Genomic DNA, 24746 nt, shown 5'->3' with positions numbered 1-24746 from the left:
AGGGAGGGCTAATGCCGATAGCAGTGGATGCCTGCGCCGCCCAGCATCAGGGCGATCGCAAGGAACAGCAGGATCGCGTCGCGATCCTGCCGCACGTGCGCCGCAAGGGCATCGCGCTGGCCGTCGTTGCCGACGGCATGGGCGGCCACACCGGCGGCGCGCTGGCTGCGGAGCAGGTGCTGCACACGGCGCGCACCAATCTCGAGCATTTCGCGCCGGTCGAGGAAAGCGCCCGCTGGCTGCTGGAAAACAGCATGCGCGAGGCGCACACGATGATCAAGGCCTCGCGCTTCATGAACGAAAAGGACCCGCACAGCACCGCCGTCATGCTGCTGCTGCAGCCGGGCCTGGCGAGCTGGGGGTATTGCGGCGACAGCCGTCTCTACCATTATCGCGGCCGTCAGTTGCTGACGCGCACGGTCGACCACTCGTTTGTCGAACATCTGGTCGCCACCGGCAAGATCACGCCGGCGCAGGCGCTCACCCATCCCAACCGCAACGTGCTGATGACCTCGCTCGGCGGGCAGGACGAGCCGCGCTTCAGCTTTGCCGAAACTGCCGACCTGCGCGCCGGCGACAGTTTCATGCTCTGTTCGGACGGCATCTGGGCCTATTTCGACGAAGCCGAAATGGGCGAGTTGCTCGCCGGCAATTCGGCGCGCACGGCTTGCGAGAAGATCATCGACCTGGCCCGGCAGCGGGCGGCCGGTGCCGGCGACAACCTGTCGCTGGCGGTGATCCGGCTGGTCGAGGTGGAAGTGCCGAAGGCCCGGCCGCCGGCCGGCTTCGTGCCGCGCGGCGGCGCCTGAGCCGGGGCCGGCTCAGGTCTTGCGGCCGAGGCCGCCGAGCAGCGCGGCGACGACCCGCTTCGGCTTGTGTGGATCGGCCTTGGCCGGCGCTTTCGGTGAATCGGGCAGGTCGCTGACCGGGGTCGTCGATTCGTAGGGCTTGCTGAAGTCGAAGCCGTCGGCGGCGATCATCGGGTTGCGGCGGGCCGGCCGCTCATGCCGTTCGTGGCGCTCGCCGCGTTCCGGACGCGTGGCCAGCGGCGCCCGTGCCGGCGGCGCGCTGCGCTTCTTCTTGTTGCCCGGCGGGTATTCGTACTCGGCCTCGGGCTCGAAACCGGCGATCTCGATCTGCTCGATCGGCCGCTTGATCAGCTTCTCGATCTCGATCAGGTAGCCGACCTCGTGCGCGCTGACCAGCGAAATCGCGTTGCCCGACTTGCCGGCACGGCCGGTGCGGCCAATGCGGTGCACGTAGTCTTCGGGCGTGTGCGGCAGTTCGTAGTTGATCACGTAGGGCAGGTCGTCGACGTCGAGGCCGCGGGCGGCGACATCGGTGGCGATCAGGGCATGGGTCTGGCCGGCCTTGAAGGCTTCGAGCGCCTTGATCCGGTCGAGCTGGCTCTTGTCGCCGTGGATCGCGTCGGCCTGGATGCCGGCCCGCTGCAGTTCCCGGGTCAGGCGCGAGCAGCCCTGCTTGGTGCGCATGAAGACGATGCACTGGCGGATCTCGCCCGACTTCAGCAACTTGGTCAGCAGGCCGCGCTTGCCGTACTCGGAAACCGGGTGCACGCGGTGGGTGATGGTTTCGGACACCTGGTTGCGGCGGGCGACTTCGACCAGCACCGGCTGCTTGAGCATGGTGTCGGCGAGCTTCTTGATCTCTTCCGAGAAGGTGGCCGAAAAAAGCAGGCTCTGCCGTTGCTGCGGCAGCATGTTGAGGATGCGCGTGACGTCGGGGATGAAGCCCATGTCGAGCATGCGGTCGGCTTCGTCGAGGACCAGCGCCTGCACCGAGTTGAAGCTGACGCTCTTCGATTCGACGTGGTCGAGCAGCCGGCCCGGCGTGGCGACCAGGACTTCGACACCCTTCTTCAGCTCGGCGATCTGCGGCTTGATGTCGACGCCGCCGTAGGCGCACATGGCGCGGATCGGCGTGTGCTTGCTGTAATCCTTGACCGACTCGAACACCTGCATGGCCAGTTCGCGGGTCGGCGCCAGGATCAGCGCGCGCACCGGATGCTTGGCCGGCGACGGGCTGCTGCTGGCGAAGGGCAGGATGCGCTGGAGGATCGGCAGCGTGAAGGCGGCGGTCTTGCCGGTGCCGGTCTGCGCCCCGCCCATGATGTCCTTGCCGCTGACGACGAGCGGGATGGCCTTGGCCTGGATCGGCGTCGGCTTGCTGTAGCCCATGTCGTTCAGGGCGCGCAGCAGTTCGGGCGCGAGGCCGAGGTCGGCGAAGGTGATGTCGGGGGCTGCGTCGGCAGGCGGGGGGCTGACCGAGTTGTCAGCTAACGTATTGATTTCAGACATGGGCCGGAATTATACCCGCTCCGGCCGGCATGCACCGGGCGAGTTTGTCGATTCTAGAGATCGGCGACCAGGGCTTCGACACGTTCGCGACTGATCGGCTTGACCAGGATATCGTCGAAACCGGCGGCGAGGAAGCGTTCGCGCTCCTCGGGAAAGGCGTGGGCGGTGTAGGCGACGATGTGCATGCCGCCTTCGCTGGTCCGCTGGCGCAGGCTGGCACAGGTGGCTTCGCCGGACAGGCCGGGCATGCTGATGTCGAGCAGGACCAGCCGGAAGGCGTGGCTGGCGGCGAGGGCCAGCGCGGCTTCGCCGCAGTCGGCCTCGTGCGTCTGCCAGCCGAGCTTGCGCAGCAGGGCGCTGGCGATCAGGCGGTTGGTCGGGTGGTCGTCGACGATCAGGGCGAGGCGTTCAGTCATGCGGCTCCTTGCGCGGCAGGTGGATGGTGAAGGTGGCGCCGGCGCCCGGCTCGGACTCGAGCGTGACCCGGCCACCCATGTGGCCGACCAGTTGCCGGACCAGGGCCAGCCCGAGGCCGGTGCCGCCGTGTTCGCGGGTGAGGAAGTTCTCCAGTTGCTTGAACTTCTCGAAGACCGTCTCGTGGAACTCGGGGGCGATGCCGGGGCCGGTGTCGATGACCGCGATGCGGATGAATTCGGGGTCGGCATCGGCGCGCAGGATGACGCTGCCGCTGACGGTGAACTTGATCGCGTTGCTGAGCAGGTTGTTGATCACCTGGCGCAGCCGGGTCGGGTCGGCGTGCAGGTAGTCGGGCAGGCCGCCGCCAAGCTGCAGCGACAGCGTCAGCCCCTTGGCGGCGGCGCTGCTGCGGTGGATGGCCAGGCTGGCTTCGAGGAAGCCGTGGAGCGGGATCGCGCTTTCCTGGAACTGCATCTCGCCGGCTTCGATCTTGGCCAGATCGAGGATTTCGCTGACCAGATTGAGCAGGTGCTCGCCGCTCTGGTGGATGACCCGGGCGTATTCCAGGTGGTCGGGGTTGTGCAGGTCGCTGCGCAGCAGGTCGGCGAAGCCGAGGATGCCGTTGAGCGGGGTCCGCAGTTCGTGGGAGACGGTGGCCAGGAAGGCGGATTTGGCACGGCTGGCTTCCTCGGCCTTCTGGCGGGCTTCATCGATGCGCCGGATCGAGTCGGCCAGCGAATCGGCCATCGCGTTGAACGAGCGTGCCAGTTCACCCATCTCGTCGCGGCTGCGGTCGTCCAGTCGGTGGCCGAGGTCGCCGTCGCGGAAGGCGCGGATGCCGGCGATCATCGAGGTGATCCGGCCGGTCAGCAGGTTGGCCATCCAGATCGCGATCAGGATGACGACGACGATCATCAGCAGTGTCGATCCCCACAGGCCGATCGCCGTCGTCTTCAGGCTGGCGGCGATGCTGTCGAGCAGGTCGCCGCGCTGCTGCTTGAACTGCCGGTCCTTGTCGCTGATCAGCGTGTTGATCTTGGCGGCCGTGTCGGTGGCCGCCTTGTGGAAGTCGTCCACGTTGGCACCGATGGTGACGAAGCCGAAGCCTTGCGGCGACTTGCCGTACTGCCCGGTGTAGTAGGGAATGGCGGCGGCGGTGGTGAGCTTCCACAGGCCGGAGAAGAAGATCACGAAGGAGCCGGAGCCGCCGTGTTCGGTCAGCGCGTTCCAGCCGTCGCATTGCGGCGAGAAATTGAGATAGCGGCAGTCGAGCCCGGTCTGGCCGGCCTTGGCCTGTTCCGGTGCCGGCTTGCGCGTCAGGCGCTGGTCGCGGAAGGGGGCGACGCCGGCCAGGAACTCGTGCGCCGGCTTGCCGCTGGCCTGCCATTCGGCGTACAACTCGCTGTCCAGCCAGGGCGGGACCGGGTCGCCGGTTGCCGGGTCGTAGCCGGCGATCATGTAGTCGCGGGGGTGGGCGATGGCGCGGCTCTTGTGGTCCCAGAGAAAGGCGTAGTTGCCCTTGATCGCGTCGATGATCGGCGTGTAGCGCTCGCCGGTCGGCATCAGCCGGTCGGTGAACTGGCGAATGTGGTCGTGGTCGAGCGCCAGGGTCACGTAGCCGGTGATGCGCCCGCCCTGGACGACCGGCGTCGCCCAGCGGACGATGCCGCGAAAGCGCTTGCCGACCGGGTTCTCGGTGCCGGCGTAGGCCGACTGCTCGGGGGCGAATGGCCGTCCGGCCTTGGCCAGGCGCTCGGGCAGGTAGGGGCCGATCACGTCGCTCGGCACGTAGGCGCCGATGACTTCGGAGACGTGGATTTCGCCGGGCTTGAGTTTCTTCAGTTCGGGAAAGTAGGTCTCGGCGCGGACGAAGGTATTCTGACGGTCGACGACGTTTTTCAGCGATTTTTCAGTGAGATCGCCGGTGGTGACCTTGATCTTCTCGTTGCCGGCCAGGTCGATGTAGGTCATTTCGACGAAGAGCGGTCGCGATTCGGCTTCGCCCAGGTATTCCGGCGGCCGGGCGTGGAAGTTGCGCGCGTTGTCCGGGAGGATCGGCCGGGTCACCTTCGCCTCGCGGGTGACCGGGTTTTCCGGTTGCCAGGCACTGCCGTCGGCGGCCAGTCGCCAGGGGCCGTGCCGGTAGAGCGTGCGCCGGCGCTGTTCGACGAAGCGGCGGAAGCCGGCTTCGCTCAGTTCGCTGCCGGCCGCCTGGAGGATGTCGGCGTCGCGGGCGTAGAGGAAGTTGGCGATGTTGCGCGCGGCGTCGGTGGTCAGCGCCTCGATCGCCTCGCGCGAACGCTCGTCGAGGGCGCGGATCGAATCCTCGGTGACGGTCTTGCCGATTTCCTGGATCGTCTGCAGCGAGGCGTCGGCCATCTCGCCGGCCTGGGTGGCGACGCTGGCGCCGAGCTGCTGGGCGGTGTGCCAGGCGAACCAGGCGAGCAGCAGCAGCGGAACGACCTTGATCAGGACGAAAATGCCGATCAGCTTGCCGCGGATTCCCTGCAGGAACTTTTGCCACCCGTGCATCGCGTTTGTCTCCCGGGGCCTGTTCCGGCGGCGGATCAGTGCTTGCCGCCTTCGCTCCGTGCTTCGTTCTTGTCCTCGGCTGCCGGCGGCGCTTCCTTGGTCGTTTCGGCAGCCGGCTCTGTGGCAGCAGCCGGGCGTTTCTTCTTGGTGCCCGGCGGTTCCGGTGGCGGCAACTGGGGCGCAATCGTCTCCAGCTTGTTGTCGCGCATGTATTCGTCCATCTCGCGCCAGCCGGCGTAAATGCTCGATTTCGGCAGCCAGCCGTAGATCGCGTAGCAATCCTCGATGGCCCGGCCGGAATGGCGGCAGGCGCTGCCGACGGCACGGCCTTCGGCGTCGTTCTTGGCTTCCTTCTGGGCCGGGTTCTCGAGGCCGAGCTTGCCGGCGACCTGGTCGCAGCCGGTCAGGGCAAGGAGGGCGAAGGCAAGCAAAAAGGCACGATTGAGCATGTGGCGATTCTCGCATATCTGTCACCGATCTGTCGAAATCGCGACAGCGATGCGGCGCTATAATTCGCCCTCGTTTTTTTGCCGGATGTTTTCCATGCTGCCTGTTGTCCGTCCCCTGCTGCTCGCCTTGTCCGTCGTCTTCTCCGTTCCCGCGCTGGCCGCCAAACCGCCGGCCAAGGCACCCGCCAAGGCGGCGCCGGTCGAACCGACACTGGCCCACAACCTCGACGAAGCCAATGCCGCCCGGCTGGCTGCGATGATCGAGCGCTACCATCGCGAAACCGGCAACACGATCAAGCTGGTGCGTCTCGAAAAGGGCGACAAGCCGGCGACGCTGAACCTGCTCAGCCGCTACCAGACCAGCGAGGTCCTCAGCCAGCCGAAGGATTTCGTGCCGCTGCACGCGATGATGAGCAAGGCCGGTGCGCCGCTCTCGCTGAGCCTGCCGGAAGTGCTGCGGCCGGGCGTCACCGATGCCCGCGGCCGCGTCGTCGCGTTGCCGGTGCTCTATTCGACGCCGGTGCTGTTCTACAACAAGAACGCGCTGCGCAAGGCCGGGCTCGATCCGGAAGTGCCGCCGAAGACCTGGTTCGAGATGCAGGGCTACCTCGACAAGCTGCAGTCGGCCGGTTACGACTGTCCGTACGCCTCGTCGTGGCCGGTCTGGGTGCATATCGACAACGTCAGCGCGGTTTCCGGCGTGCCGGCGACCGATGCCAAGGGCGGTCTCAAGTTCAATGCGCTGCCGCAGGTCAAGCACGTCGCGATGATGGCGACCTGGAGCAAGGCCCGCTATTTCCGCCAGTACGGCCAGGGCAACGAGGCCAGCCAGCGCTTCCGCGAGGGGCAGTGTGCGATGCTGACCACCGATTCGCGCGAATACGCCGACTTCCAGGACGCCCGCGGCGTCGAACTCGGCGTTGCGCCGCTGCCTTATCACGACGATGTTTACGGCGGTCGCCGGCCGGCGCTGGCCGACGGTCCGGCGGTCTGGGTCGGGGCCGGCAAGCCGGCGGCGGAATACAAGGCGGCGGCGCGTTTCGTCTCCTTCCTGCTGTCGCCGGAAATCCAGATCGAACTGGTGCGCAACCACGGCGGCCTGCCGCTCACCGAAGCCGCCCGCCGGGCCGCCCTCAGCAGCCTGCTCCAGGATGGTCGCCAGGCACTCGACGCGGCCTACGCGTCGTTGCAGGGCAAGGCCGACAGCGCCGACCTGCGCGTCTCCAACATCGACGGTACGCGGATCATCGCCGACGAGGAGCTGGCTGCCGTCTGGGCCGACCAGAAGCCGGCCAAGGCGGCGCTCGACACCGCCGTCGTCCGCGGCAACTCGGTGCTCGGTGCCAAGCCGGCGCTGAAGAAGGCGCAGCCCTTCTGATGCTGCCGTCGCTGCCGCGCTGGATTGCCCACCGCGGCGGCGGCTCGCTGGCCCCCGAGAACACCCTCGCCGGCATCCGGCTGGCGGCCAGGCTCGGCCTGCGGGCGGTCGAGTTCGACGTGATGCTGTCGGCCGACGGCACGCCGGTGCTGATCCACGACGAAACCCTGGAACGGACGACCAACGGCCGCGGCCGCGTTGCCGAAACGGCGGACGCCGTTCTTTTCGCGCTCGATGCCGGTGACGGCGAGCCGGTTCCGACTTTCCGGGCGGCCGCCAGCCTGTGCCGCGAGCTCGGCCTCCTGGCCAATGTCGAGATCAAGCCGGCCGGCGGCTACGAGCGCGCCACCGCCGAGGCCGTGGCGCAGGTGGCGCTCGCGGTCTGGCAAGGCAGCGCGCACCTGCCGCTGCTCTCCTCGTTTTCCCTGGAAGCCCTGGCGGTGGTTCGCGACCGGGCGCCGCAGCTGCCGCGCGGCCTGCTCTACGACCAGGTTCCCGCAGACTGGCACGCGGCTTTCGTCGAACTCGATGCGCGCACGCTGCACTGCGCTGCCGGCCAGGTCGACGGTCAGCTGCTGGCGGCGGCCGCGGCGCACCGGGTGCCGCTGCTCTGTTTCACGGTCAACTGCCCGGAACAGGCAAAAACGCTGTTTGCCGGCGGCGTTGCCGCCTTGTTCACCGATCGCCTCGACCTCGCCGTGGCGGAAACGGCTGCTTACAATCGCTTGCAACCGTCGGCCTGATTTTTCCCTGTAATGCGAACTGCAAGTTCGTTCATCGTTTCCCGGGAGAAAATCATGAAATCCATCAAGCATCTGGTAGCGCTGAGCCTGTCGCTGGCACTGCATGGCCTTGTTCTCGCCCAGGCCAATACCCCGCAAGTCGATCAGCAGCAGGCCAATCAGGAACGTCGCATCGATCAGGGAATCGCTTCCGGCAGCCTGACGCAGCACGAGGCCAACCGCCTCGAGCGCGGCCAGCAGCATGTCGATAACGTCGAGGCGCGGGCCAAGGCCGACGGCGTCGTCACGCGCCAGGAAAGGGCCCGGCTGAACCAGGCGCAGAACGTGCAGAGCCGGCACATCGCCCGGCAGAAGCATGATCGCCAGTACCGCCATTAATCCCGTGCGCGTCCGCGAACAACCCGCCGCCGGCGGGTTTTTCTTTGCCGGCGCGCTGATCGTCGGCACTTTCATTTAAAATCATCGGTTTCGTATTCAAGCCGGACTCAAATGAAAAGCGCCGAAATCCGCCAGAAATTCCTCGACTTCTTTGCCGCCAAGGGCCACCAGATCGTCTCGTCCAGCTCGCTGGTGCCGCATGAAGATCCGACGCTGCTGTTCACCAACGCCGGCATGAACCAGTTCAAGGACGTCTTCCTCGGTTTCGACAAGCGCCCCTACACCCGCGCCACCACCTCGCAGAAATGCGTGCGCGCCGGCGGCAAGCACAACGACCTCGAGAACGTCGGCTACACCGCCCGTCACCACACCTTCTTCGAGATGCTCGGCAACTTCAGCTTCGGCGACTACTTCAAGCGCGATGCGATCAAGTACGCCTGGGAGCTGCTCACCGAGGTCTATGGCCTGCCGAAGGAAAAGCTGATGGTCACCGTCTATGCCGAGGACGACGAGGCCTACGACATCTGGCACAAGGAAGTCGGCGTGCCGGCCGAGAAGATCGTGCGCATCGGCGACAACAAGGGTGCCCGCTACGCTTCCGACAACTTCTGGATGATGGGCGACACCGGCCCCTGCGGTCCGTGCACCGAGATCTTCTACGACCACGGCGAGAAGCACTGGGGCGGCCCCCCGGGATCGCCGGAAGAAGACGGCGACCGTTTCATCGAGATCTGGAACAACGTCTTCATGCAGTTCAACCGCGACGAAGCCGGTGTGATGCATCCGCTGCCCAAGCCTTCCGTCGACACCGGCATGGGCCTGGAGCGCATCTCCGCCGTGCTCCAGGGCGTGCATGCCAACTACGAGATCGACCTGTTCCAGGCGCTGATCGCCGCCGCCGCCCGCGAAACCAGCGACGCCGACATGAACTCGCCGTCGCTCAAGGTGCTCGCCGACCACATCCGCGCCTGCTCCTTCCTCATTGCCGACGGCGTCATCCCGGGCAATGAAGGCCGCGGCTACGTCCTGCGCCGCATCATCCGCCGCGCCATCCGCCACGGCTACAAGCTCGGCGCCCGCGCCGCCTTCTTCCATCGCATCGTCCCCGACCTGGTCGGCGAGATGGGCGAAGCCTATCCGGAACTCAAGGAAAACCAGGCCAAGATCGTCGCCACGCTGAAACAGGAAGAAGACCGCTTCTTCGCGACGATCGAGAACGGCATGGAAATCCTCGAAGGCGAACTCGCCGCGATGGCCGACAAGGGCGTCACGGTGTTCAACGGCGAAACCGCGTTCAAGCTGCACGACACCTACGGCTTCCCGCTCGACCTGACCGCCGACATCTGCCGCGAGCGCAACGTCACCGTCGACGGCGCCGCCTTCGACGCCGCCATGGCCCGCCAGAAGGAGCAGGCGCGTGCCGCCGGCAAGTTCAAGATGGCCGCCAACCTCGAATATGCCGGCGCCGAAACGACCTTCCACGGCTACGAATCGCTTGAAGCCAAGGGTAAGGTGCTGGCGCTGTACAAGGACGGTGCGGCAGTCGCTGAACTGCACGAAGGCGACCTCGGTGTCGTCGTCCTCGACCACACCCCGTTCTATGCCGAATCCGGCGGCCAGTGCGGCGACCGTGGCGAGCTCAAGGGGGTCGGCGGCATCTTTGCGGTCGAGGACACGCTGAAGATCCAGGCTGCGGTGTTCGGCCACCACGGCATCCTCAAGACCGGCAAGCTGGCCGTCGGCCAGGAAGTCGGTGCCCGCGTCGATGCCGTTGCCCGCGCCGCCACTGCCCGCAATCACTCGGTCACCCACCTGATGCACAAGGCGCTGCGCGAAGTGCTCGGCGCCCACGTCCAGCAGAAGGGTTCGCAGGTCGATCCGGACAAGACCCGTTTCGATTTTGCCCATAATTCGCCGTTGACCGCGGAAGAGCTGCGCGAGGTCGAGGAAATCGTCAATGCCGAGATCCTCGCCAACGCCGCCACCGACAGCCGCGTGATGGGCCTCGACGACGCCCAGAAGTCGGGCGCGATGATGCTCTTCGGCGAGAAGTACGGCGACGAGGTGCGCGTCGTCGCCATCGGTTCGTCGAAGGAACTGTGCGGCGGTACCCACGTCACTCGCAGCGGCGACATCGGCCTGTTCAAGATCGTCTCCGAAGCCGGCGTCGCCGCCGGCGTGCGCCGCGTCGAAGCGGTCACCGGGACCAATGCGCTGGCCTACGTCCAGGAACAGGCGACCCGCGTCGCCGGCATCTCGGCGCTGCTCAAGACGCAGCCGGACGACATCGCCGAGCGCATCGCCGGCATGCTCGACAACGTCCGTTCGCTGGAAAAGGAACTGGCCCGCCTGAAGTCCAAGCTGGCCGCCTCGCAGGGCGACGACCTGGCCGCCGGCGCGGTCGAGGTCAAGGGGGCGAAGGTCCTGGCGGCAACGCTGGAAGGCGCCGACGTGGCGACGCTGCGCGAGACCATGGACAAGCTCAAGGACAAGCTGAAGTCGGCGGCGATCCTGCTCGCTTCGGTGGCCGACGGCAAGGTGACGCTGATCGCCGGTGTCACCGCCGACCTGACCGCCAAGGTCAAGGCCGGCGAGCTGGTCAACATGGTCGCCCAGCAGGTCGGCGGCAAGGGCGGCGGGCGTCCGGACATGGCGCAGGCCGGCGGTACCCAGCCGGAGAACCTGCCGGCGGCGCTGGCCTCGGTGGCCGCCTGGGTCGCAGGCAAGCTGTGAAGCGCCTCTGTCTGATCGCCGCGCTGGTCGCGGTGCCGGCGCTGGCGGACGAACTCCCGCGGACGCCGCTGGCGGCGTCCACGGTCGACGGCGAAAAAGTCCGGCTTTTCCCGAACGGGCGCTGGGAGTACGTCGATCCGGCGAAGGCCGAGGCAGCGCGCAAGCTCGCTGCCGACTATCCGGAGAACCAGACCCGGCCGATCGACTCGCAGGGCATCATGGTCGGCGGCATCGGCCGCTACGTGACGCCGGGCGACAAGGACTACAACCGCGGCTCGCTCAATCCGAAGCTGCGCTGAGGTTCAGCGCAGCAGGCGGTCGTCGGCGACTTCGCGGACGCATTCGCCGTCGATGAAATCGCCGCCGGGCACCGGGCCGGCCGCGCCGACCGGCGCCGCGGCGCGCATCGCCTTGCGCAGCGCGCGCGTCTTCCACCAGAACCAGCCGGCGAAGATCACTCCGCCCACCGCCGCGACGGCCAGGGCGACCAGCGAGAACATGAAGGCGAGGACCAGCAGCGCGCCGGTCAGGATGAAGGCGACGATGCGCCCGGCGAGGCTTTGCGGCGGCCGGGCGAAGGGATTGGCGTAGGGGTTCATGCGGATCGTTTCCTGGCGTCGTTCAGGCGAGCATTGTCGCGGATTGCCGCGGCGCGGTCTGTGTGCGCTTCGCGCCGGTTTGTAACCTTGCTCAGCCGGCCTTGTCCTGGCCGATGCTGGCGGTCCATTGCAGGGCTTCGGTCTGGGCGCGGTTGAGGGCCTTCAGGCCGAGTCCCGGCAGGCTGTCGAAATGCCGGCGCAGGCGGTCCACGTCGCCGCTTTCGCTGCATTCGGCGAGCGCCAGCAGTTCGCCGAGGAGGCCGCTGCCGGTGCACAGCGCTGCCTTGACCTCTTCGGCCAGGCCGAGCGGGGCGACGATCTCGGCGATCGGCTGGCCGACCAGCACCGGCATCAGCGACATGATCCCGACCATGAACGCCTGGTCGGCGCAGGCCGCGTCGCCGGGACGGATTTCGGCAGCGAGCAGTTCCATCAGCCGGCCGCGCGTCGCCGCCATCTGCAGCAGGGGGCTGGCGGTGCCGCCCTGGCTGCCGGAAGCGAAGAGCAGCAGCTGCAGCCAGCGCTGCAGCTGGCGCCGGCCGAGCACGGCGATGGCGTGGCCGAGCGAGGTGATTGTCTCGCTGGCGCCGCCGCCGACCGAATTGGTCATGCGCAGCAGGTTGACCGTCAGACCCGGCTCCGGCTTCAGCGCTTGTTCGATCTCGCTGGTGTCGGCGTCGGAGAGCAGCAGCCCCATCAGCTTCATCAGCGACAGCTGCGAGTGGTCGAGCTTGCGCCCGGCAATGATCGTCGGCTTGGCGAAGTAATAGCCCTGGAACAGCGCGAAGCCGAGCTTCATGCATTGCTCCATCTGTTCCCGGGCATCGACCTTCTCGGCAAGCAGGATCTTGCCGCTCGGCTTGAGCTTGATCGCCAGCTGCATCAGCTCGACCCGGCTGAGCGGCTGGATGTCGATCTTGACGATGTCGACCAGCGCCAGCAGTTCGGCGAACTGCGGCGCGAGCTGGACCACGTCGTCGAGCGCCAGCGTGAAGCCGGCCGCCTTGAGCGCGCGGCAGCGGTCGATCACCGCCGGCGTCGGCGGCACCGTTTCGAGGATTTCGAGGACCACCGACTGGCGCGGCAGCAGTTCGAGCATGTCGCTGAACAGGAATTCCTCGTCCACGTTGATGAAGCCGCGGCAGTCGCCGAGCGCGGCGGCGACGCCGAGTTCGGCGAAGGCGTTGGCGATCACCGTGGCGGTGGCGGCAACGCCGTCGGTGACGGCGGCGGCATTGCCGCTACCGTTGCGAAAGAGCAGTTCGTAAGCGTGCAGCCGCTGGTCGCGGTCGAGGATGGGTTGGCGTCCGAGGAAAAGCTGATCGGCGGCGTCGCTCACGAAGTCTCCTTAGAAGGGTAGTTGAATCCCCGGCCAGACTGCGTTCAGGGCCTGCCGGAAAGCGGCCTGGATGCGTGCCAGCGCGGCGGCGTCGTCGGCCTCGAAGCGCAGGACCACGACCGGTGTCGTGTTCGAGGGCCGGGCCAGACCGAAGCCGTCCTTGTATTCTACGCGCACGCCGTCGATGGTCACGATCTGTTCGGCGCCGTCGAACTTGCCTGCGGCCTTGAGCTTGTCGATCAGCGCGAAGGGTTCGCCCTCGGCCATCTTGATGTTGAGTTCCGGGGTCGACGGCGAATTCGGCAGGTTTTTCAGCGGCGCGTTGGCGTCGGCCGAGCGGCTCAGGATCTCGAGCAGGCGGGCGCCGGTGTACAGGCCGTCGTCGAAGCCGTACCAGCGCTCCTTGAAGAAGGTGTGGCCGCTCATCTCGCCGGCCAGCGGGGCGCCGGTCTCCTTGAGTTTGGCCTTGACCAGCGCGTGGCCGGTGTTCCACATCAGCGGCACGCCGCCGTGTTGCTTGATCCACGGCGCCAGCAGGCGCGTGCATTTGACGTCGTAGATGATGGTGCCGCCGGGCACGCGCGAGAGGACGTCGGCGGCGAACAGCATCAGCTGGCGATCCGGATAGATGATCTCGCCGTCCTTGGTGACGACGCCGAGGCGGTCGCCGTCGCCGTCGAAGGCGATGCCCAGTTCGGCGTCGGTTTCCTGGAGCGCCTTGATCACGTCCTTGAGGTTTTCCGGCTTCGACGGGTCCGGGTGGTGGTTGGGGAAGTTGCCGTCCACCTCGCAATACAGCGGCAGCACCTGGCAACCGAGACGTGCGAAGAGTTCCGGGGCGACCGCGCCGGCGACGCCGTTGCCGCAATCCATGACGATCTTCAGCGGGCGGGCCAGCTTGACGTCGGCAACGATGCGGGCGATGTAGGCGCCGACGACGTCGGCGCTGCGCTGGCTGCCCTGGCCGCTGCGCACCTGGCCGGCCTCGATGCGGCGCTTCAGGTCCTGGATCGCGTCGAGGGCCAGCGTGGTGCCGGCGATGACCATCTTCAGGCCGTTGTAGTCGGGCGGGTTGTGGCTGCCGGTGACCGAGACGCAGGAGTTGCAGCCGAGCTCGTAGGCGGCGAAGTAGGTCAGCGGGGTCGGCACGCAGCCGACGTCGATCGCGTCGCAGCCGGCGGCCATGATCCCGTCCATCAGCGCACCGGCCAGTTCCGGTCCCGAGAGGCGGCCGTCGCGGCCGACCGCGATCGCCGTCTGGCCCTGTTCAAGCGCCAGCGTGCCGAGCGCCTGGCCGATCCGGCGGACGACATCGGCGGTCAGCGATTTGTTGACGATCCCACGAATGTCGTAGGCCTTGAAGATTTCTGCGGGGAGGGCTTGGCTCATGATGGGCGCTTATGACGTTTCAAAAAGGAAGAAGTGTAAGAGCCTTTGCGGGAGCCAGTCCAGCCGTCCCGGAAAGCCGCCGCCGACGAAGCCGACGTGGCCGCCGCCGGCCGGCTGCTCGAGGCGGACGCAGGCGGCGACGTCGGCGTTGCCGGGCAGGAAGCGGGCGGGCAAAAACGGGTCGTTTTTCGGGTTGACCGCCAGCGTCGGGACGACGATCGATTTCAGGAAGGGCTTGGCCGAACAGCGCCGCCAGTAGTCGTCGGCGCCGGCAAAGCCATGCACCGGGCCGGTGACGGCGTCGTCGAACTGCCACAGGTTGGCGGCGCGGCGCATCCGGGTTTCGTCGAAGAGCCCGGGAAAGCGGCGCAGGCGTTCGCCGGAGATGCGCTTCAGCGTGGCCAGGAAGTGCCGGGTGTACACGCGGTTGAAGCCGCGCGCCAGGTGATGGCCGCAGGCGGCGAGGTCGAGCGGCGCGCACATCGCGGCGACGCCGGTGACCACGTCGGCGGCGCTGGCGCCGCGTTCGCCGGCCCACTTGAGCAGCGCGTTGCCGCCGAGCGAGACGCCGGCGGCGTGTACCCGGCGACCGCCGTGGGTGGCCTGGACGCGGCGCAGGATCCAGTCGATCTCGTCGCTGTCGCCGGAATGGTAGGCGCGCGGCTGGCGGTTGAGTTCGCCGGAGCAGCCGCGGAAATGCGGCAGCACCAGGCGCCAGCCGGCGGCCTTGCAGGCGCGCGCGGTGGCGATCGCGTAATGGCTGCGCGAACTGCCCTCGAGGCCGTGGAAGAGTACCAGCGTCGGTGCCCCGGCGTCGGCGTCGAGGAAATCGACGTCGATGAAGTCGCCGTCCGGCGTCGGCCAGCGCTCGCGGCGCAAGGGCAGCGGCCGCGGCTTGATGAGCAGCGGCCAGAGCGTCTGCAGATGGCCGCCGGGCAGCCAGGCGGGCGCGCGGAACGGCTTCAATGCAGGGTGTGCGGCAGGGCGTCGGCCATCGCCTGGTGGCCGTCGTCGGCGGCCGAGGCGTGGCGGCTGGCCAGCCGCCAGCCGTGGGCACCGCGGACATAGACGTGGGTCACGTGCAGCGGGCCGTGCGGCGACGGGTCGTCGCCGACGAAGAGGATTTCGGTCAGGTGGTGCACCGCCATCACCGTGCCCTGCCATTGCGCGACGCGGTCGCGCTCGATGCGGATGCGGGCGTTGCCGAAGATGCTGCGCCAGCTTTCGCGGATCGGCACGATGCCGGTCAGGCGGACGCCGGTCGGATGCACGCACAGGGTTTCCTCATCCTCGCACCAGTAGTGCATCAGGAGGTCGGCGTCGCCGCCGGCGAGGGCGTCGTAGAAGGCATTCTCGACGTCATCCGGCGAGGCGAGGGTGATCGGCTGGCTCATGGCTGTATCCATTTCTCGCAGGCGGCGGCGACTTGTGCGGGCGACAGCCGGTTCAGGCAGTCGAGATGGCCGAGCGGACAGTCGCGCTTGAAGCAGGGGCTGCAGTCGAGTTGCAGGCTGAGGATCTCGGCACGGTCGGAGAGCGGCGGCGTGAAGCCGGGCGACGACGAGCCGTAGAGGGCGACGATCGGCCGGTCGACGGCGGCGGCGACGTGCATCAGGCCGGAATCGTTGCAGACGACGAAGTCGGCCAGGGCAAGCAGGTCCACCGCCTGGTCGAGACTGGTCGCGCCGCACAGGTTGCGGCAGCAGCCCGGTGCCAGCGTGGCGATTTCCTCGGCGACCGCATGGTCCTTGGGCGAGCCGAACAGCCACACGGCGTAGCCGCGTCCGGCCAGGGTCCGCGCCAGTTCGGCGAAGTGCGCGGCCGGCCAGCGCTTGGCCGGGCCGTACTCGGCGCCCGGGCAGAAGGCGACGATCCGCGGCGGTGCCTCGATCGCCAGCGCCGCCAGGGTTTTTTGCCGGTTTTCCGCGGTCGACCGTAAACGTGGGTAGGCCAGCGGCCGCTGCACCGGCCTTCCCGGCGTTTCGGCCAGTTGCATGAAGCGTTCGAGCATCAGCGGCAGGGCTGCCTTGTCGAGCGTGTGGCGGACGTTGATCAGCCCGTAGCGCGACTCGCCGGTGAAGCCGACGCGCTGCGGGATGCCGGCCAGGAAAGGGGCCAGCGCCGATTTCAGCGAATTGGGCAGGACCCAGACGGCGTCATAGTCGCGCGCCGCCAGTTCGCGGGCCAGTCGCCAGCGCGCCTTGAGCGCCAGCTGACCGTGGCCGAAGGGGCTGTCGACGATGTCGCCGATCTCGTCCATGCGCCGCAGCACCGGCGCCACCCAGCGCGGTGCCAGGGCATCGAGCTGCAGGCCGGGGTGGCGTTCGACGAGGCGTGCGAACAGCGGCTGCGCCATGATCGTGTCGCCGATCCACGAGGGGGCGACGATGAGGGCTTTCTTCATGTGAAAACGGCGGGTGTCGTGCCCGCCGTCCCGTTCTCAGTGATGGCCCTTGGGGGCCTCGCCGGCGAAGACGTAGCGGGTGCTGCAGTAGGGGCAGACCACCTCGCCGGTCTTGAGCACGTCGAGGAAGACGCGCGGATGCTGGCTCCACAGCGCCGAGCCCGGCTGCGGGCAGTGCAGCGGCAGGTCGGCGGCGGTGACTTCGACGGTTTTCTTGTCGGACATGCTTCTCTCCCCTGGGCTTGGATCAGACGTGGGCCAGCCAGTCGGCGTGTGCGGCCGAGCGGCCGTAGACGACGTCGAAGTACTTTTCCTGCAGCGCCTTGGTGATCGGGCCGCGGTAGCCGACGCCGATCTGGCGGTTGTCGAGTTCGCGGATCGGGGTCACTTCGGCGGCGGTGCCGGTGAAGAAGGCTTCGTCGGCGCAATAGACTTCGTCGCGGGTGATGCGCTTCTCGACGACCTTGATGCCGAGTTCGCCAGCCAGCTGCATGACCGTGGCGCGGGTGATGCCTTCCAGGCAGGCGGTCAGGTCCGGCGTGTACAGCGTGCCGTTCTTGACGATGAACAGGTTCTCGCCGGCGCCTTCGCAGGCATAGCCTTCCGGGTCGAGCAGCAGGGCTTCGTCGTAGCCGTCGGTGGTGGCCTCGTTGTTGGCCAGGATCGAGTTCATGTAGTTGCCCGAGGCCTTGGCGCGGACCATCGTGATGTTCACGTGGTGGCGGGTGTAGGACGAGGTCTTGATGCGGATGCCGCGCTGCAGGCCTTCCTCGCCGAGGTAGGCGCCCCACGGCCAGGCGGCGATGATCACGTGCACCTTGGCACCCTTGGGCGAGACGCCCATCTTTTCCGAGCCGTAGAAGGCGAGCGGACGCAGGTAGCCGGATTCGAGCTTGTTGGCGCGGATGACTTCCTTCTGCGCCTCGTTCAGTTCTTCCTGCGAGTACGGCATCTGCATCTGGAAGATGTGTGCCGAGCGGAACAGGCGCTCGGTGTGCTCCTTGAGGCGGAAGATCGCGGTGCCGGATTCGGTCTTGTAGGCGCGCACGCCCTCGAAGACGCCCATGCCGTAGTGCAGGGAGTGGGTGAGGACGTGGGTGGTCGCTTCGCGCCAGGGCACGAGCTTGCCATCCTGCCAAATGAAACCGTCGCGATCCGACATGGACATGGTGGGAGTCTCCGTGATGCTCTCTTGAAAGGCGACGATTTTAGCCGAAATCAGCGGCTAAAATAACGCTTTTGACGCTGGGTGCAGCAGATGATCTGGAAGCCGAACGTGACTGTCGCCGCCGTCGTTTTTCGCGATGGCAAATTCCTGCTGGTCGAGGAGGAAACCGAGGCCGGGCTGGCCTTCAACCAGCCGGCCGGCCATCTCGAGCCGGGCGAGGCGCTGGTCGATGCGGTGGTGCGCGAGGCGCTCGAGGAAACCGCCTACCACTTCAAGCCGACGCACCTGGTCGGCATCTACCACTGGAAGCATCCGGCGAAGGACATCACCTACCTGCGCTTCGCCTTCGCCGGCGAGCTGCGCGGCTACGAGGCCGGGCGGCCGCTCGACGATGGCATCGTCGGTGCCCGCTGGCTGACGCTCGACGAAGTGCGGGCAACGCAGGCGCGCCATCGCAGCCCGTTGATCCTGCGTTGCTGCGAGGATTACCTGGCCGGCAGGCGTTATCCGCTCGAATTGCTGGTGCATTACGGCTGATGTTGCGCCGGGCCGGGATTTTTGCCCTGTTTTGGCTGTCGACCGTCAGCGTCGCCGACGAGATGGTCAGCATCTGCTACGGCTACGGCTGCATCGCCCAGGCCGAGATCCGCTATTCGACCGGTCAGCTCGGCGAGGTGCGGCGCCTGCTGGCGAGCGCGGCCGACGCCGCCGACGAGCGGCAACGGCTCGCCGAGGCGGTCGGCCGGCTCTACGGCTGGGCCGGCGAGCAGTCGGACATCCGCAACGACCGCGGCGGCAACTATGCCGACGGGCACGTGCCGGGGAAGATGGACTGCATCGACCACTCGACCTCGACGACGCGCCTGCTCGGCCGCCTCGAGGCGCTCGGCTACCTGCGCTGGCACAAGGTGCTGGCGGTGCAGCCGCGCTATTTTCTCGGGCTGGTGGCGAGCCACTGGTCGGCAGTGATCGAGGCTGATGACGGCGAGCGTTTCGTCGTCGACAGCTGGTTTGTGAACAACGGAGAACCGGCGGTGATCCTGCCGCTGGACGAATGGAAGAAAGGGGCTGGGCCCGATGTCTAAGGGAACCGTGGTAGTGGGATTGTCGGGCGGCGTCGATTCGTCGGTCGCGGCGTTGCTGTTGAAGCGCCAGGGCTGGAAGGTGATCGGCCTGTTCATGAAGAACTGGGAAGACGACGACAACGACGAGTATTGCTCGTCGCGCCAGGACCTGGTCGATGTGATGAGCGTTGCCGACGTCATCGGCATCGACGTCGAGGTGGTTAACTTCGCCGCCGAGTACCGCGAGCGGGTGTTCGCCGAGTTCCTGCGCGAGTACCAGGCCGGGCGGACGCCGAATCCGGACATCCTGTGCAACTCGGAGATCAAGTTCAAGGCCTTCCTCGATCACGCCCTGCAACTGGGCGCCGAGAAGATCGCCACCGGCCACTACGCCGGCGTGCGCGAGTTCGACGGCAAGTTCCAGTTGCTCAAGGCCGAGGACGGGACCAAGGACCAGAGCTACTTCCTCTATCGCCTGAACCAGGCGCAGCTGTCGAAAACGCTGTTCCCGCTGGCCGACATCTACAAGCGCGAAGTGCGCAGGATCGCCGAGGCCGAGGGCCTGCACGTCGCCGCCAAGAAGGATTCGACCGGCATCTGCTTCATCGGCGAGCGGCCGTTCAAGGACTTCCTCAGCCGCTACCTGCCGCCGAAGCAGGGCGAAATCCGCCGTCTCGACGACGGCAAGGTGCTGGGCAGCCACGACGGCCTGATGTACCACACCATCGGCCAGCGCAAGGGGCTGCACATCGGCGGCCTGAAGGAGAAGGGCCAGCCCGGCGGCGGCGATCACGACGCCTGGTTCGTCGCCGGCAAGGACATGGAGAAGAACGTGCTCTACGTCGTCCAGGGCCATGATCATCCGGCACTGCTGCGTGACGACCTGGTCGCCGAGCAGCTGAGCTGGGTGTCCGGGCAGGCGCCGCACACCCACTGGGTGTATACCGCCAAGCCGCGCTACCGGACCAGCGACCAGCCCTGTCATGTCGAGGCGGTCGACGGCGAAGCCTGCACGATCCGCTTCGCCGAGCCGCAGTGGGCGCTGACGCCCGGCCAGTCGGTGGTGCTTTACGAAAGCCGGGTCTGTCTCGGCGGCGGGGTGATCCGCTAGGCGGCGTCAGCCGGCGCGCATCGGCGAGCGCTCGATGACGTGCCGGAAGGCGTGCAGCAGGTCGGGGTCGAACTTCTCGGCGTCCGGCCCGGACAGGATGTCGATGATTTCGCGGTGGCTGCGTCCCGGATGATAGGGGCGCGGCGCCGCCATCGCGTCGTAGTTGTCGGTGAGCGAGACGATCCGCGCGAACAGCGGAATGGCGGTGCCGCGCAGGCCGTCGGGATAGCCCGAGCCGTCGAAGTTCTCGTGATGATGGCGGACCACCTGGGCGACCTCGGCGGCCCGTTCGTCGGCGATCGCCCGCACGATGCGTTCGCCGATCAGCGGGTGGCGGCGCATCGTTTCCAGTTCGTCTTCGGCAAAGCGGCCGGGCTTGTGCAGCACCCGGTCGGGGATGCCGATCTTGCCGATGTCGTGCAGGCCGGCGCCGAGGCCGAGCAGGGCGAGTTCATGGCTGTCGAGCTCGATGTGCCGGCCGAGTTCCTGAGCCAGGGCGACGACCCGGTTGCAGTGCGCGTGGGTGTCGCCGTCGCGCTCGTTGAGCGCGGTGCAGAGCGAGTTGAGAATCCGGTGCATGGGAGCGATCGAAAGGAACAAGTCGGTTTTGACCGCCGATGGCGGTCTCGGGTTCCGGGCAAAAAAAGGGCGCCGCAACGGCGCCCGGGCGATCCGCGTCAGCGCCGGTTCAGGTCTGTGGCACGGTGTCGATGAACGACTGGCGCTGCATCAGCTTGTCGTAGAGGCGGGCAAGGTTGGGGTGGCTTTCCTGCCAGGCGATGTCCGGAAAGCGCAGGCACAGGTAGCCGAGCGCGGCGCCGACGGCGATGTCGGCGAGCGAGAAATGGGTGCCCATGCAGAAGCTCTTTTCACCGAGGTGCGTCGCCATGAAGCGCAGCGAACGGTCGATCACCTCGCGCTGGCGGGCGATCCAGTCGGCGCTTTGTTCCTTCTTCGGGCGCAGGCCTTCCATCACCGCGCTGACGGCGGCGTCGCACAGTCCGTCGGCCAGCGCCTCCCAGCGCTTGACTTCGGTGCGCTCGCGGTTGGGGGCCGGCAGCAGCTTGTTGTTGGGGGTGATGTTGTCGATGTGTTCGACGATCACCCGCGAGTCGAACAGCGGCGTTTCGTCGTCGAGCACCAGGGCCGGGATGCGGCCGAGCGGATTGATGTCGGGCACGCAGCTGCCGGCCTGGCGCGGCGAGTCGATCACGAAGTCGTATTCCATCTTTTTTTCAGCCAGGACGATCCGGACCTTGCGGACGTAGGGGCTGGTGTGGGTGCCGATCAGCTTCATCGCATGCTCTTGGATTGGGGTGGCCGATTATAGCGTATGGCGCGGGCCGTGGTCGGGCGGGTAAAATCACGCCCTCAACGATAAGGATGTTTTTATGGACTTCAATCCCCTGACCGCCATTTCCCCGCTCGACGGCCGCTACGCCGGCAAGGTCGATGCCCTGCGCGAGCATTTTTCCGAGTTCGGCCTGATCCGCGCCCGTCTCAAGGTCGAGATCGAATGGCTGAAGGCGCTCGCCGCCGAGCCGCATTTCACGGAAATTGCCGCTTTTTCGCCGTCGACCGTCAGCGAGCTCGACGCGCTCGTCGCCGGCTTCGGTCCGGCCCAGGCGGCCGAGGTCAAGGCCATCGAGGCGACCACCAATCACGACGTCAAGGCGCTCGAGTACTGGATCAAGGACAAGACCAAGGGCAATGCCGAAGTGGTCAAGGTCAGCGAATTCATCCACTTCGCCTGCACCTCCGAAGACATCAACAACCTGTCGCACGCGCTGATGTGCCAGGGCGCCCGCGAACAGGCCATGCTGCCGACGCTGGACAAGGTCATCGAGAAGCTGCGCGAACTGGCCCACGCCTACGCCGACATCCCGATGATGAGCCGCACGCACGGCCAGCCGGCGACGCCGTCGACGATGGGCAAGGAAATGGCCAACGTCGCCTACCGCCTGCAGCGCGCCCGCGCCCGCATCGCCCAGGTCGAGCTGCTCGGCAAGATCAACGGCGCGGTCGGCAACTACAACGCCCACCTGGCGGCCTACCCCGGCTACGACTGGGAAGGCTTCGCCAAGCGCTTCGTCGAATCGCTCGGCCTGACCTTCAATCCCTACACCATCCAGATCGAGCCGCACGACGCGCTGGCCGAACTGTTCGACGCCTTTGCCCGCGCCAACAGCATCCTGGTCGATCTCGATCGCGACGTCTGGGGCTACATCTCGCTCGGTTTCTTCAAGCAGAAGGTCAAGGCCGGCGAAATCGGCTCCTCGACGATGCCGCACAAGGTCAATCCGATCGACTTCGAGAACTCGGAAGGCAACCTCGGCCTGGCCAACGCCGTCCTCAAGCACCTCGCCGAGAAGCTGCCGATCTCGCGCTGGCAGCGCGACCTGACTGACTCCACGGTGCTGCGCAACATGGGCGTCGGCCTCGGCTACACGCTGCTCGGCTACGACTCGCTGCTGAAGGGCCTGGGCAAGCTGGAAATCAACGCCGACCTGATGAAGGCCGACCTCGACGCCAACTGGGAACTGCTCGCCGAGCCGATCCAGACGGTGATGCGCCGCTACGCCGTGGCCAACGCCTACGAAAAGCTCAAGGAACTGACCCGCGGCACCCGCGTCTCGCGCGACGGCATGCAGGCCTTCGTGTCCACGCTGGATATCCCGGAAGCCGCCAAGGCCGAGCTGCTCAAGCTGACGCCCTGGGATTACACCGGCAAGGCCGCCGAACTGGCCAAGCGCATCTGATGTCGATGCCGGCGATCAATGCCGCCCTCAAGGGCGGCACCCTCGGCCTGGCACTGGGGCTGGCCGTCGTGACCTGGCGGCTGCTCGCCGTCGAGGCGCCGGCTCCCAGCCTGCCGTTCATGCTCCTGCCGCTGGCCACCGCCGGCGGCGGCGTTGCCCTCGGCTTGTTCCTGAACAAACGCAAGACGAACTGACATGTCCTTCGCTGAAAACCTGAAAAAACTTCCCGGCATCTCGCATCTCGCCGCCATCAACCTGCTCGATGCCGACGGCAAGGTCGTCGCCACGATCGAGAACAAACCCGGCAGCCAGGGCTCGCTGGCGGTCTACAACCACCTCGCCCAGACCTATGGCTCGATCAACGGCGAAGCCGCGAGGAAAGGCATCGAGATCTTCGCCGAACACAGCGAGGATGAGCGCGCCAATCCCGGCAAGCATCCGAACATCGCCCGCCTGCTGCAGATCGAGGCCGGTGCGCCGGCGTTGCGCGCCAAGCACGTATTTGCCGTTTGACTATCGTTCGATTTTGTTCATCGTTAGGGTGAATATCGGTCAGCGGACGGTCGCGGCCATGCCATATAAGAAAGCTATAATTTTTCGCGGGTGATCGAGGGGGGAGGTCCGGTACAGGACAAACGCTCAATTTCCTTCAAACACAACGGAGAAACACGATGAAGAACAAACTTATGCTGGCCCTGCTCGCAACCGCGCTGACGGCCACCGCACACGCCCAGGTCAAGACCGAAGATGCGATCAAGTGGCGCCAGTCGGCCTACGCGACGATGGGCTGGAGCATGGCCCGGATCAAGGCCAACGTCGAAGGCACCTACAACAAGGACGAAGTGATCAAGGCCGCCAACGTCATCCAGGCGATCGCCAATTCCGGCATGGGCGCGCTCTACGTGCCGGGCAGCGACAAGGGCAAGGGCTGGGTCGACACCCGCGTCAAGCCGGAGCTGTTCACCGACGGCGCCAAGGTCGGCAAGATCGCCGGCGACTTCAACCAGGCCGCCAACGAACTGGCCAAGGTTGCCGCCACCGGCGACGCCGGCGCGGTCAAGAACGCCTTCGGCAAGCTCGGCGGCACCTGCAAGTCCTGCCACGACGACTACCGCAACAAGTAAGCTGCCGCGTTCGCGCAGGCATCGACCAGGGGGCGCCGCAGGGCGCCCTTTGCATTCACACAACGAGGTAATCGGATGAACAGCAATAACAGGACACTCGTCTGGGACTTGCCGACGCGCTTGTTCCACTGGCTGCTGGCGCTCGCCGTCATCGGCCTGGTCGTCACCGGCAAGGTCGGCGGCAACCTGATCGACTGGCACGGCCGGATCGGCCTGGTGGTCGCCGGCCTGATCGTTTTCCGTCTGGTCTGGGGCGTGCTCGGCTCGACCTACGCGCGCTTCGCCACCTTCTTCCCGACGCCCGGGCGGATTGCCGCCTACCTGCGCGGCGAATGGCGCGGGCTCGGCCACAATCCGCTCGGTGCGCTTTCGGTTTTTGCCCTGATCGGGGTGTTGACCGTGCAATTGCTGACCGGGCTGGTGGCCAACGACGACATCGCCTTTGCCGGTCCGCTGCACGACCTGGTCGGGCGCGATTTCAGCAACCTGGCGACGAGCTGGCACCGGCTCGCGGTCAACGTGCTGATCGTGCTCGTCGTCCTTCACCTGGCGGCGATCATGTTCTACGCCCACGTCAAGAAGGACAACCTGGTCAAGCCGATGGTCCGCGGCTGGAAGGAAGGCGGCGGCGAGCCGGCGCGCGGCGGCGGCCTGGTGGCGCTGCTGGTGGCCCTGGCACTGGCCGCGGCCGCGGTTTACGCGGCCAGCGGGGCCTGGTTGCCGGAACCGCCGCCACCACCACCGGCCGTGACGACGCCGGCGTGGTGAATTTTTCCGAATAATTGACAGCTTCTCCAATAAAGACAGAGGCTTATAATGAAATGAGGAAAATGCCACCCTG

General features: G+C 66.9%; 28 protein-coding genes. 14 read left to right on the top strand and 14 right to left on the bottom strand.

Going from position 1 to position 24746, the window contains the following annotated elements; all coding sequences use genetic code 11:
• The first annotated feature begins 11 nt into the window (after positions 1-11).
• Positions 12-809: a PP2C family protein-serine/threonine phosphatase gene (locus tag DFR40_RS15640; RefSeq protein WP_121459433.1), complete on the top strand. Its 798-nt coding sequence runs from the start codon at positions 12-14 to the stop codon at positions 807-809.
• A gap of 12 nt (positions 810-821) precedes the next feature.
• Here DFR40_RS15640 and DFR40_RS15635 read toward each other — a convergent pair whose 3' ends face one another.
• The 4 genes from DFR40_RS15635 to DFR40_RS15620 form a co-directional block, all read right to left on the bottom strand.
• On the bottom strand, positions 822-2252 hold the full coding sequence (locus tag DFR40_RS15635) for a DEAD/DEAH box helicase (protein WP_121459490.1): 1431 nt from the start codon (positions 2250-2252) through the stop codon (positions 822-824).
• Between the two features lie 119 nt (positions 2253-2371).
• Positions 2372-2734 carry a response regulator gene (locus DFR40_RS15630; RefSeq protein WP_121459432.1) on the bottom strand — a complete coding sequence of 121 codons (363 nt, stop codon included), beginning with the start codon at positions 2732-2734 and terminating at the stop codon, positions 2372-2374.
• A complete protein-coding gene (locus DFR40_RS15625) occupies positions 2727-5267 on the bottom strand; it encodes a sensor histidine kinase (RefSeq protein WP_121459431.1) in 2541 nt (846 codons plus the stop codon). Before DFR40_RS15625 ends, DFR40_RS15630 begins: the two co-directional genes overlap by 8 nt.
• 35 nt (positions 5268-5302) lie before the next feature.
• The gene (locus DFR40_RS15620) at positions 5303-5716 is read right to left on the bottom strand and encodes a hypothetical protein (RefSeq protein ID WP_121459430.1); all 414 of its coding nucleotides are present in this window, start codon (positions 5714-5716) and stop codon (positions 5303-5305) included.
• Between the two features lie 94 nt (positions 5717-5810).
• Here DFR40_RS15620 and DFR40_RS15615 point away from each other — a divergent pair, with 94 nt between their 5' ends.
• The 5 genes from DFR40_RS15615 to DFR40_RS15595 all read left to right on the top strand — a co-directional run bounded on the left by DFR40_RS15615 (position 5811) and on the right by DFR40_RS15595 (position 11247).
• Complete coding sequence (locus DFR40_RS15615) at positions 5811-7094, top strand: extracellular solute-binding protein (RefSeq protein ID WP_170160247.1); 1284 nt, start codon at positions 5811-5813, stop codon at positions 7092-7094.
• Positions 7094-7837 (top strand): glycerophosphodiester phosphodiesterase, encoded by a 744-nt coding sequence (gene ugpQ, locus DFR40_RS15610; protein ID WP_121459428.1) that lies wholly within the window; start codon positions 7094-7096, stop codon positions 7835-7837. Before DFR40_RS15615 ends, ugpQ begins: the two co-directional genes overlap by 1 nt.
• A 54-nt stretch (positions 7838-7891) precedes the next feature.
• The gene (locus tag DFR40_RS15605) at positions 7892-8215 is read left to right on the top strand and encodes a hypothetical protein (RefSeq protein WP_121459427.1); all 324 of its coding nucleotides are present in this window, start codon (positions 7892-7894) and stop codon (positions 8213-8215) included.
• Between the two features lie 111 nt (positions 8216-8326).
• The gene (gene alaS / locus DFR40_RS15600; RefSeq protein ID WP_121459426.1) at positions 8327-10948 is read left to right on the top strand and encodes an alanine--tRNA ligase; all 2622 of its coding nucleotides are present in this window, start codon (positions 8327-8329) and stop codon (positions 10946-10948) included.
• A complete protein-coding gene (locus DFR40_RS15595; RefSeq protein ID WP_121459425.1) occupies positions 10945-11247 on the top strand; it encodes a hypothetical protein in 303 nt (100 codons plus the stop codon). Before alaS ends, DFR40_RS15595 begins: the two co-directional genes overlap by 4 nt.
• Before the next feature lie 3 nt (positions 11248-11250).
• On the opposite strand, the gene DFR40_RS15590 is transcribed toward DFR40_RS15595, so the two are convergent.
• From DFR40_RS15590 to DFR40_RS15555, 8 genes are all read right to left on the bottom strand, one after another.
• Positions 11251-11547, bottom strand: coding sequence for a hypothetical protein (locus DFR40_RS15590; RefSeq protein ID WP_121459424.1), 297 nt, complete (start codon positions 11545-11547; stop codon positions 11251-11253).
• Positions 11548-11638: 91 nt separating this feature from the next.
• Positions 11639-12886: an EAL and HDOD domain-containing protein gene (locus DFR40_RS15585; protein WP_121459423.1), complete on the bottom strand. Its 1248-nt coding sequence runs from the start codon at positions 12884-12886 to the stop codon at positions 11639-11641.
• 9 nt (positions 12887-12895) lie between these two features.
• Positions 12896-14275 (bottom strand): phosphomannomutase/phosphoglucomutase, encoded by a 1380-nt coding sequence (locus DFR40_RS15580; protein WP_121459422.1) that lies wholly within the window; start codon positions 14273-14275, stop codon positions 12896-12898.
• Between the two features lie 9 nt (positions 14276-14284).
• Positions 14285-15241 carry a YheT family hydrolase gene (locus DFR40_RS15575; RefSeq protein ID WP_121459421.1) on the bottom strand — a complete coding sequence of 319 codons (957 nt, stop codon included), beginning with the start codon at positions 15239-15241 and terminating at the stop codon, positions 14285-14287.
• Entirely contained in the window at positions 15238-15669 is a 432-nt protein-coding gene (locus DFR40_RS15570) for a YybH family protein (protein ID WP_121459420.1), read from the bottom strand. The genes DFR40_RS15575 and DFR40_RS15570 overlap by 4 nt, the downstream gene beginning before the upstream one ends.
• Positions 15666-16679 (bottom strand): lipopolysaccharide heptosyltransferase II, encoded by a 1014-nt coding sequence (waaF, locus tag DFR40_RS15565; protein WP_121459419.1) that lies wholly within the window; start codon positions 16677-16679, stop codon positions 15666-15668. Before waaF ends, DFR40_RS15570 begins: the two co-directional genes overlap by 4 nt.
• 36 nt (positions 16680-16715) lie before the next feature.
• A complete protein-coding gene (locus DFR40_RS15560) occupies positions 16716-16904 on the bottom strand; it encodes a zinc-finger domain-containing protein (RefSeq protein WP_121459418.1) in 189 nt (62 codons plus the stop codon).
• A 22-nt stretch (positions 16905-16926) separates the two neighbouring features.
• On the bottom strand, positions 16927-17847 hold the full coding sequence (locus DFR40_RS15555) for a branched-chain amino acid transaminase (protein ID WP_121459417.1): 921 nt from the start codon (positions 17845-17847) through the stop codon (positions 16927-16929).
• Between the two features lie 90 nt (positions 17848-17937).
• On the opposite strand from DFR40_RS15555, the gene DFR40_RS15550 reads away from it, so the two are divergent.
• The 3 genes from DFR40_RS15550 to mnmA are packed head-to-tail and all read left to right on the top strand — an operon-like array spanning position 17938 to position 20022.
• Positions 17938-18384, top strand: coding sequence for an NUDIX hydrolase (locus DFR40_RS15550; protein WP_211329817.1), 447 nt, complete (start codon positions 17938-17940; stop codon positions 18382-18384).
• Positions 18384-18932 (top strand): hypothetical protein, encoded by a 549-nt coding sequence (locus DFR40_RS15545; RefSeq protein WP_121459415.1) that lies wholly within the window; start codon positions 18384-18386, stop codon positions 18930-18932. Before DFR40_RS15550 ends, DFR40_RS15545 begins: the two co-directional genes overlap by 1 nt.
• Positions 18925-20022 (top strand): tRNA 2-thiouridine(34) synthase MnmA, encoded by a 1098-nt coding sequence (mnmA, locus tag DFR40_RS15540; RefSeq protein WP_121459414.1) that lies wholly within the window; start codon positions 18925-18927, stop codon positions 20020-20022. The genes DFR40_RS15545 and mnmA overlap by 8 nt, the downstream gene beginning before the upstream one ends.
• Positions 20023-20028: 6 nt before the next feature.
• Here the strand turns inward: mnmA and DFR40_RS15535 are convergent, their stop codons facing one another.
• Together DFR40_RS15535 and DFR40_RS15530 are read right to left on the bottom strand one after the other, a co-directional pair.
• Positions 20029-20601, bottom strand: a complete 573-nt coding sequence (locus tag DFR40_RS15535) for an HD-GYP domain-containing protein (RefSeq protein WP_121459413.1) — start codon at positions 20599-20601, stop codon at positions 20029-20031.
• A gap of 109 nt (positions 20602-20710) precedes the next feature.
• Positions 20711-21319: a glutathione S-transferase gene (locus DFR40_RS15530; protein WP_121459412.1), complete on the bottom strand. Its 609-nt coding sequence runs from the start codon at positions 21317-21319 to the stop codon at positions 20711-20713.
• Between the two features lie 94 nt (positions 21320-21413).
• Between DFR40_RS15530 and purB the strand changes: the two genes are divergently transcribed.
• The 5 genes from purB to DFR40_RS15505 all read left to right on the top strand — a co-directional run bounded on the left by purB (position 21414) and on the right by DFR40_RS15505 (position 24673).
• Positions 21414-22781, top strand: a complete 1368-nt coding sequence (gene purB, locus DFR40_RS15525) for an adenylosuccinate lyase (protein ID WP_121459411.1) — start codon at positions 21414-21416, stop codon at positions 22779-22781.
• A complete protein-coding gene (locus DFR40_RS15520) occupies positions 22781-22975 on the top strand; it encodes a hypothetical protein (protein ID WP_121459410.1) in 195 nt (64 codons plus the stop codon). Before purB ends, DFR40_RS15520 begins: the two co-directional genes overlap by 1 nt.
• A 1-nt stretch (position 22976) precedes the next feature.
• Positions 22977-23294 carry a DUF2322 family protein gene (locus tag DFR40_RS15515; protein WP_121459409.1) on the top strand — a complete coding sequence of 106 codons (318 nt, stop codon included), beginning with the start codon at positions 22977-22979 and terminating at the stop codon, positions 23292-23294.
• A 158-nt stretch (positions 23295-23452) separates the two neighbouring features.
• Positions 23453-23905 (top strand): c-type cytochrome, encoded by a 453-nt coding sequence (locus tag DFR40_RS15510; protein WP_121459408.1) that lies wholly within the window; start codon positions 23453-23455, stop codon positions 23903-23905.
• A 75-nt stretch (positions 23906-23980) separates the two neighbouring features.
• On the top strand, positions 23981-24673 hold the full coding sequence (locus DFR40_RS15505) for a cytochrome b/b6 domain-containing protein (RefSeq protein ID WP_121459407.1): 693 nt from the start codon (positions 23981-23983) through the stop codon (positions 24671-24673).
• Positions 24674-24746: the final 73 nt, after the last annotated feature.

Source organism: Azonexus fungiphilus (genome assembly GCF_003634965.1).
In the GTDB taxonomy this organism is placed as follows: Bacteria; Pseudomonadota; Gammaproteobacteria; order Burkholderiales; family Rhodocyclaceae; genus Azonexus; species Azonexus fungiphilus.
This window is presented reverse-complemented; position numbering and strand designations above follow the sequence as displayed.

Coding starts and splice junctions, on each gene's coding strand:
- DFR40_RS15640 (WP_121459433.1), top strand. CDS start 12: ATGCCGATAGCAGTGGATGCCTGCGCCGCCCAGCATCAGGGCGATCGC.
- DFR40_RS15630 (WP_121459432.1), bottom strand. CDS start 2,734: ATGACTGAACGCCTCGCCCTGATCGTCGACGACCACCCGACCAACCGC.
- DFR40_RS15625 (WP_121459431.1), bottom strand. CDS start 5,267: ATGCACGGGTGGCAAAAGTTCCTGCAGGGAATCCGCGGCAAGCTGATC.
- DFR40_RS15620 (WP_121459430.1), bottom strand. CDS start 5,716: ATGCTCAATCGTGCCTTTTTGCTTGCCTTCGCCCTCCTTGCCCTGACC.
- DFR40_RS15615 (WP_170160247.1), top strand. CDS start 5,811: ATGCTGCCTGTTGTCCGTCCCCTGCTGCTCGCCTTGTCCGTCGTCTTC.
- ugpQ (WP_121459428.1), top strand. CDS start 7,094: ATGCTGCCGTCGCTGCCGCGCTGGATTGCCCACCGCGGCGGCGGCTCG.
- DFR40_RS15605 (WP_121459427.1), top strand. CDS start 7,892: ATGAAATCCATCAAGCATCTGGTAGCGCTGAGCCTGTCGCTGGCACTG.
- alaS (WP_121459426.1), top strand. CDS start 8,327: ATGAAAAGCGCCGAAATCCGCCAGAAATTCCTCGACTTCTTTGCCGCC.
- DFR40_RS15590 (WP_121459424.1), bottom strand. CDS start 11,547: ATGAACCCCTACGCCAATCCCTTCGCCCGGCCGCCGCAAAGCCTCGCC.
- DFR40_RS15580 (WP_121459422.1), bottom strand. CDS start 14,275: ATGAGCCAAGCCCTCCCCGCAGAAATCTTCAAGGCCTACGACATTCGT.
- DFR40_RS15570 (WP_121459420.1), bottom strand. CDS start 15,669: ATGAGCCAGCCGATCACCCTCGCCTCGCCGGATGACGTCGAGAATGCC.
- waaF (WP_121459419.1), bottom strand. CDS start 16,679: ATGAAGAAAGCCCTCATCGTCGCCCCCTCGTGGATCGGCGACACGATC.
- DFR40_RS15560 (WP_121459418.1), bottom strand. CDS start 16,904: ATGTCCGACAAGAAAACCGTCGAAGTCACCGCCGCCGACCTGCCGCTG.
- DFR40_RS15555 (WP_121459417.1), bottom strand. CDS start 17,847: ATGTCCATGTCGGATCGCGACGGTTTCATTTGGCAGGATGGCAAGCTC.
- DFR40_RS15550 (WP_211329817.1), top strand. CDS start 17,938: ATGATCTGGAAGCCGAACGTGACTGTCGCCGCCGTCGTTTTTCGCGAT.
- DFR40_RS15545 (WP_121459415.1), top strand. CDS start 18,384: ATGTTGCGCCGGGCCGGGATTTTTGCCCTGTTTTGGCTGTCGACCGTC.
- mnmA (WP_121459414.1), top strand. CDS start 18,925: ATGTCTAAGGGAACCGTGGTAGTGGGATTGTCGGGCGGCGTCGATTCG.
- DFR40_RS15535 (WP_121459413.1), bottom strand. CDS start 20,601: ATGCACCGGATTCTCAACTCGCTCTGCACCGCGCTCAACGAGCGCGAC.
- DFR40_RS15530 (WP_121459412.1), bottom strand. CDS start 21,319: ATGAAGCTGATCGGCACCCACACCAGCCCCTACGTCCGCAAGGTCCGG.
- purB (WP_121459411.1), top strand. CDS start 21,414: ATGGACTTCAATCCCCTGACCGCCATTTCCCCGCTCGACGGCCGCTAC.
- DFR40_RS15520 (WP_121459410.1), top strand. CDS start 22,781: ATGTCGATGCCGGCGATCAATGCCGCCCTCAAGGGCGGCACCCTCGGC.
- DFR40_RS15515 (WP_121459409.1), top strand. CDS start 22,977: ATGTCCTTCGCTGAAAACCTGAAAAAACTTCCCGGCATCTCGCATCTC.
- DFR40_RS15510 (WP_121459408.1), top strand. CDS start 23,453: ATGAAGAACAAACTTATGCTGGCCCTGCTCGCAACCGCGCTGACGGCC.
- DFR40_RS15505 (WP_121459407.1), top strand. CDS start 23,981: ATGAACAGCAATAACAGGACACTCGTCTGGGACTTGCCGACGCGCTTG.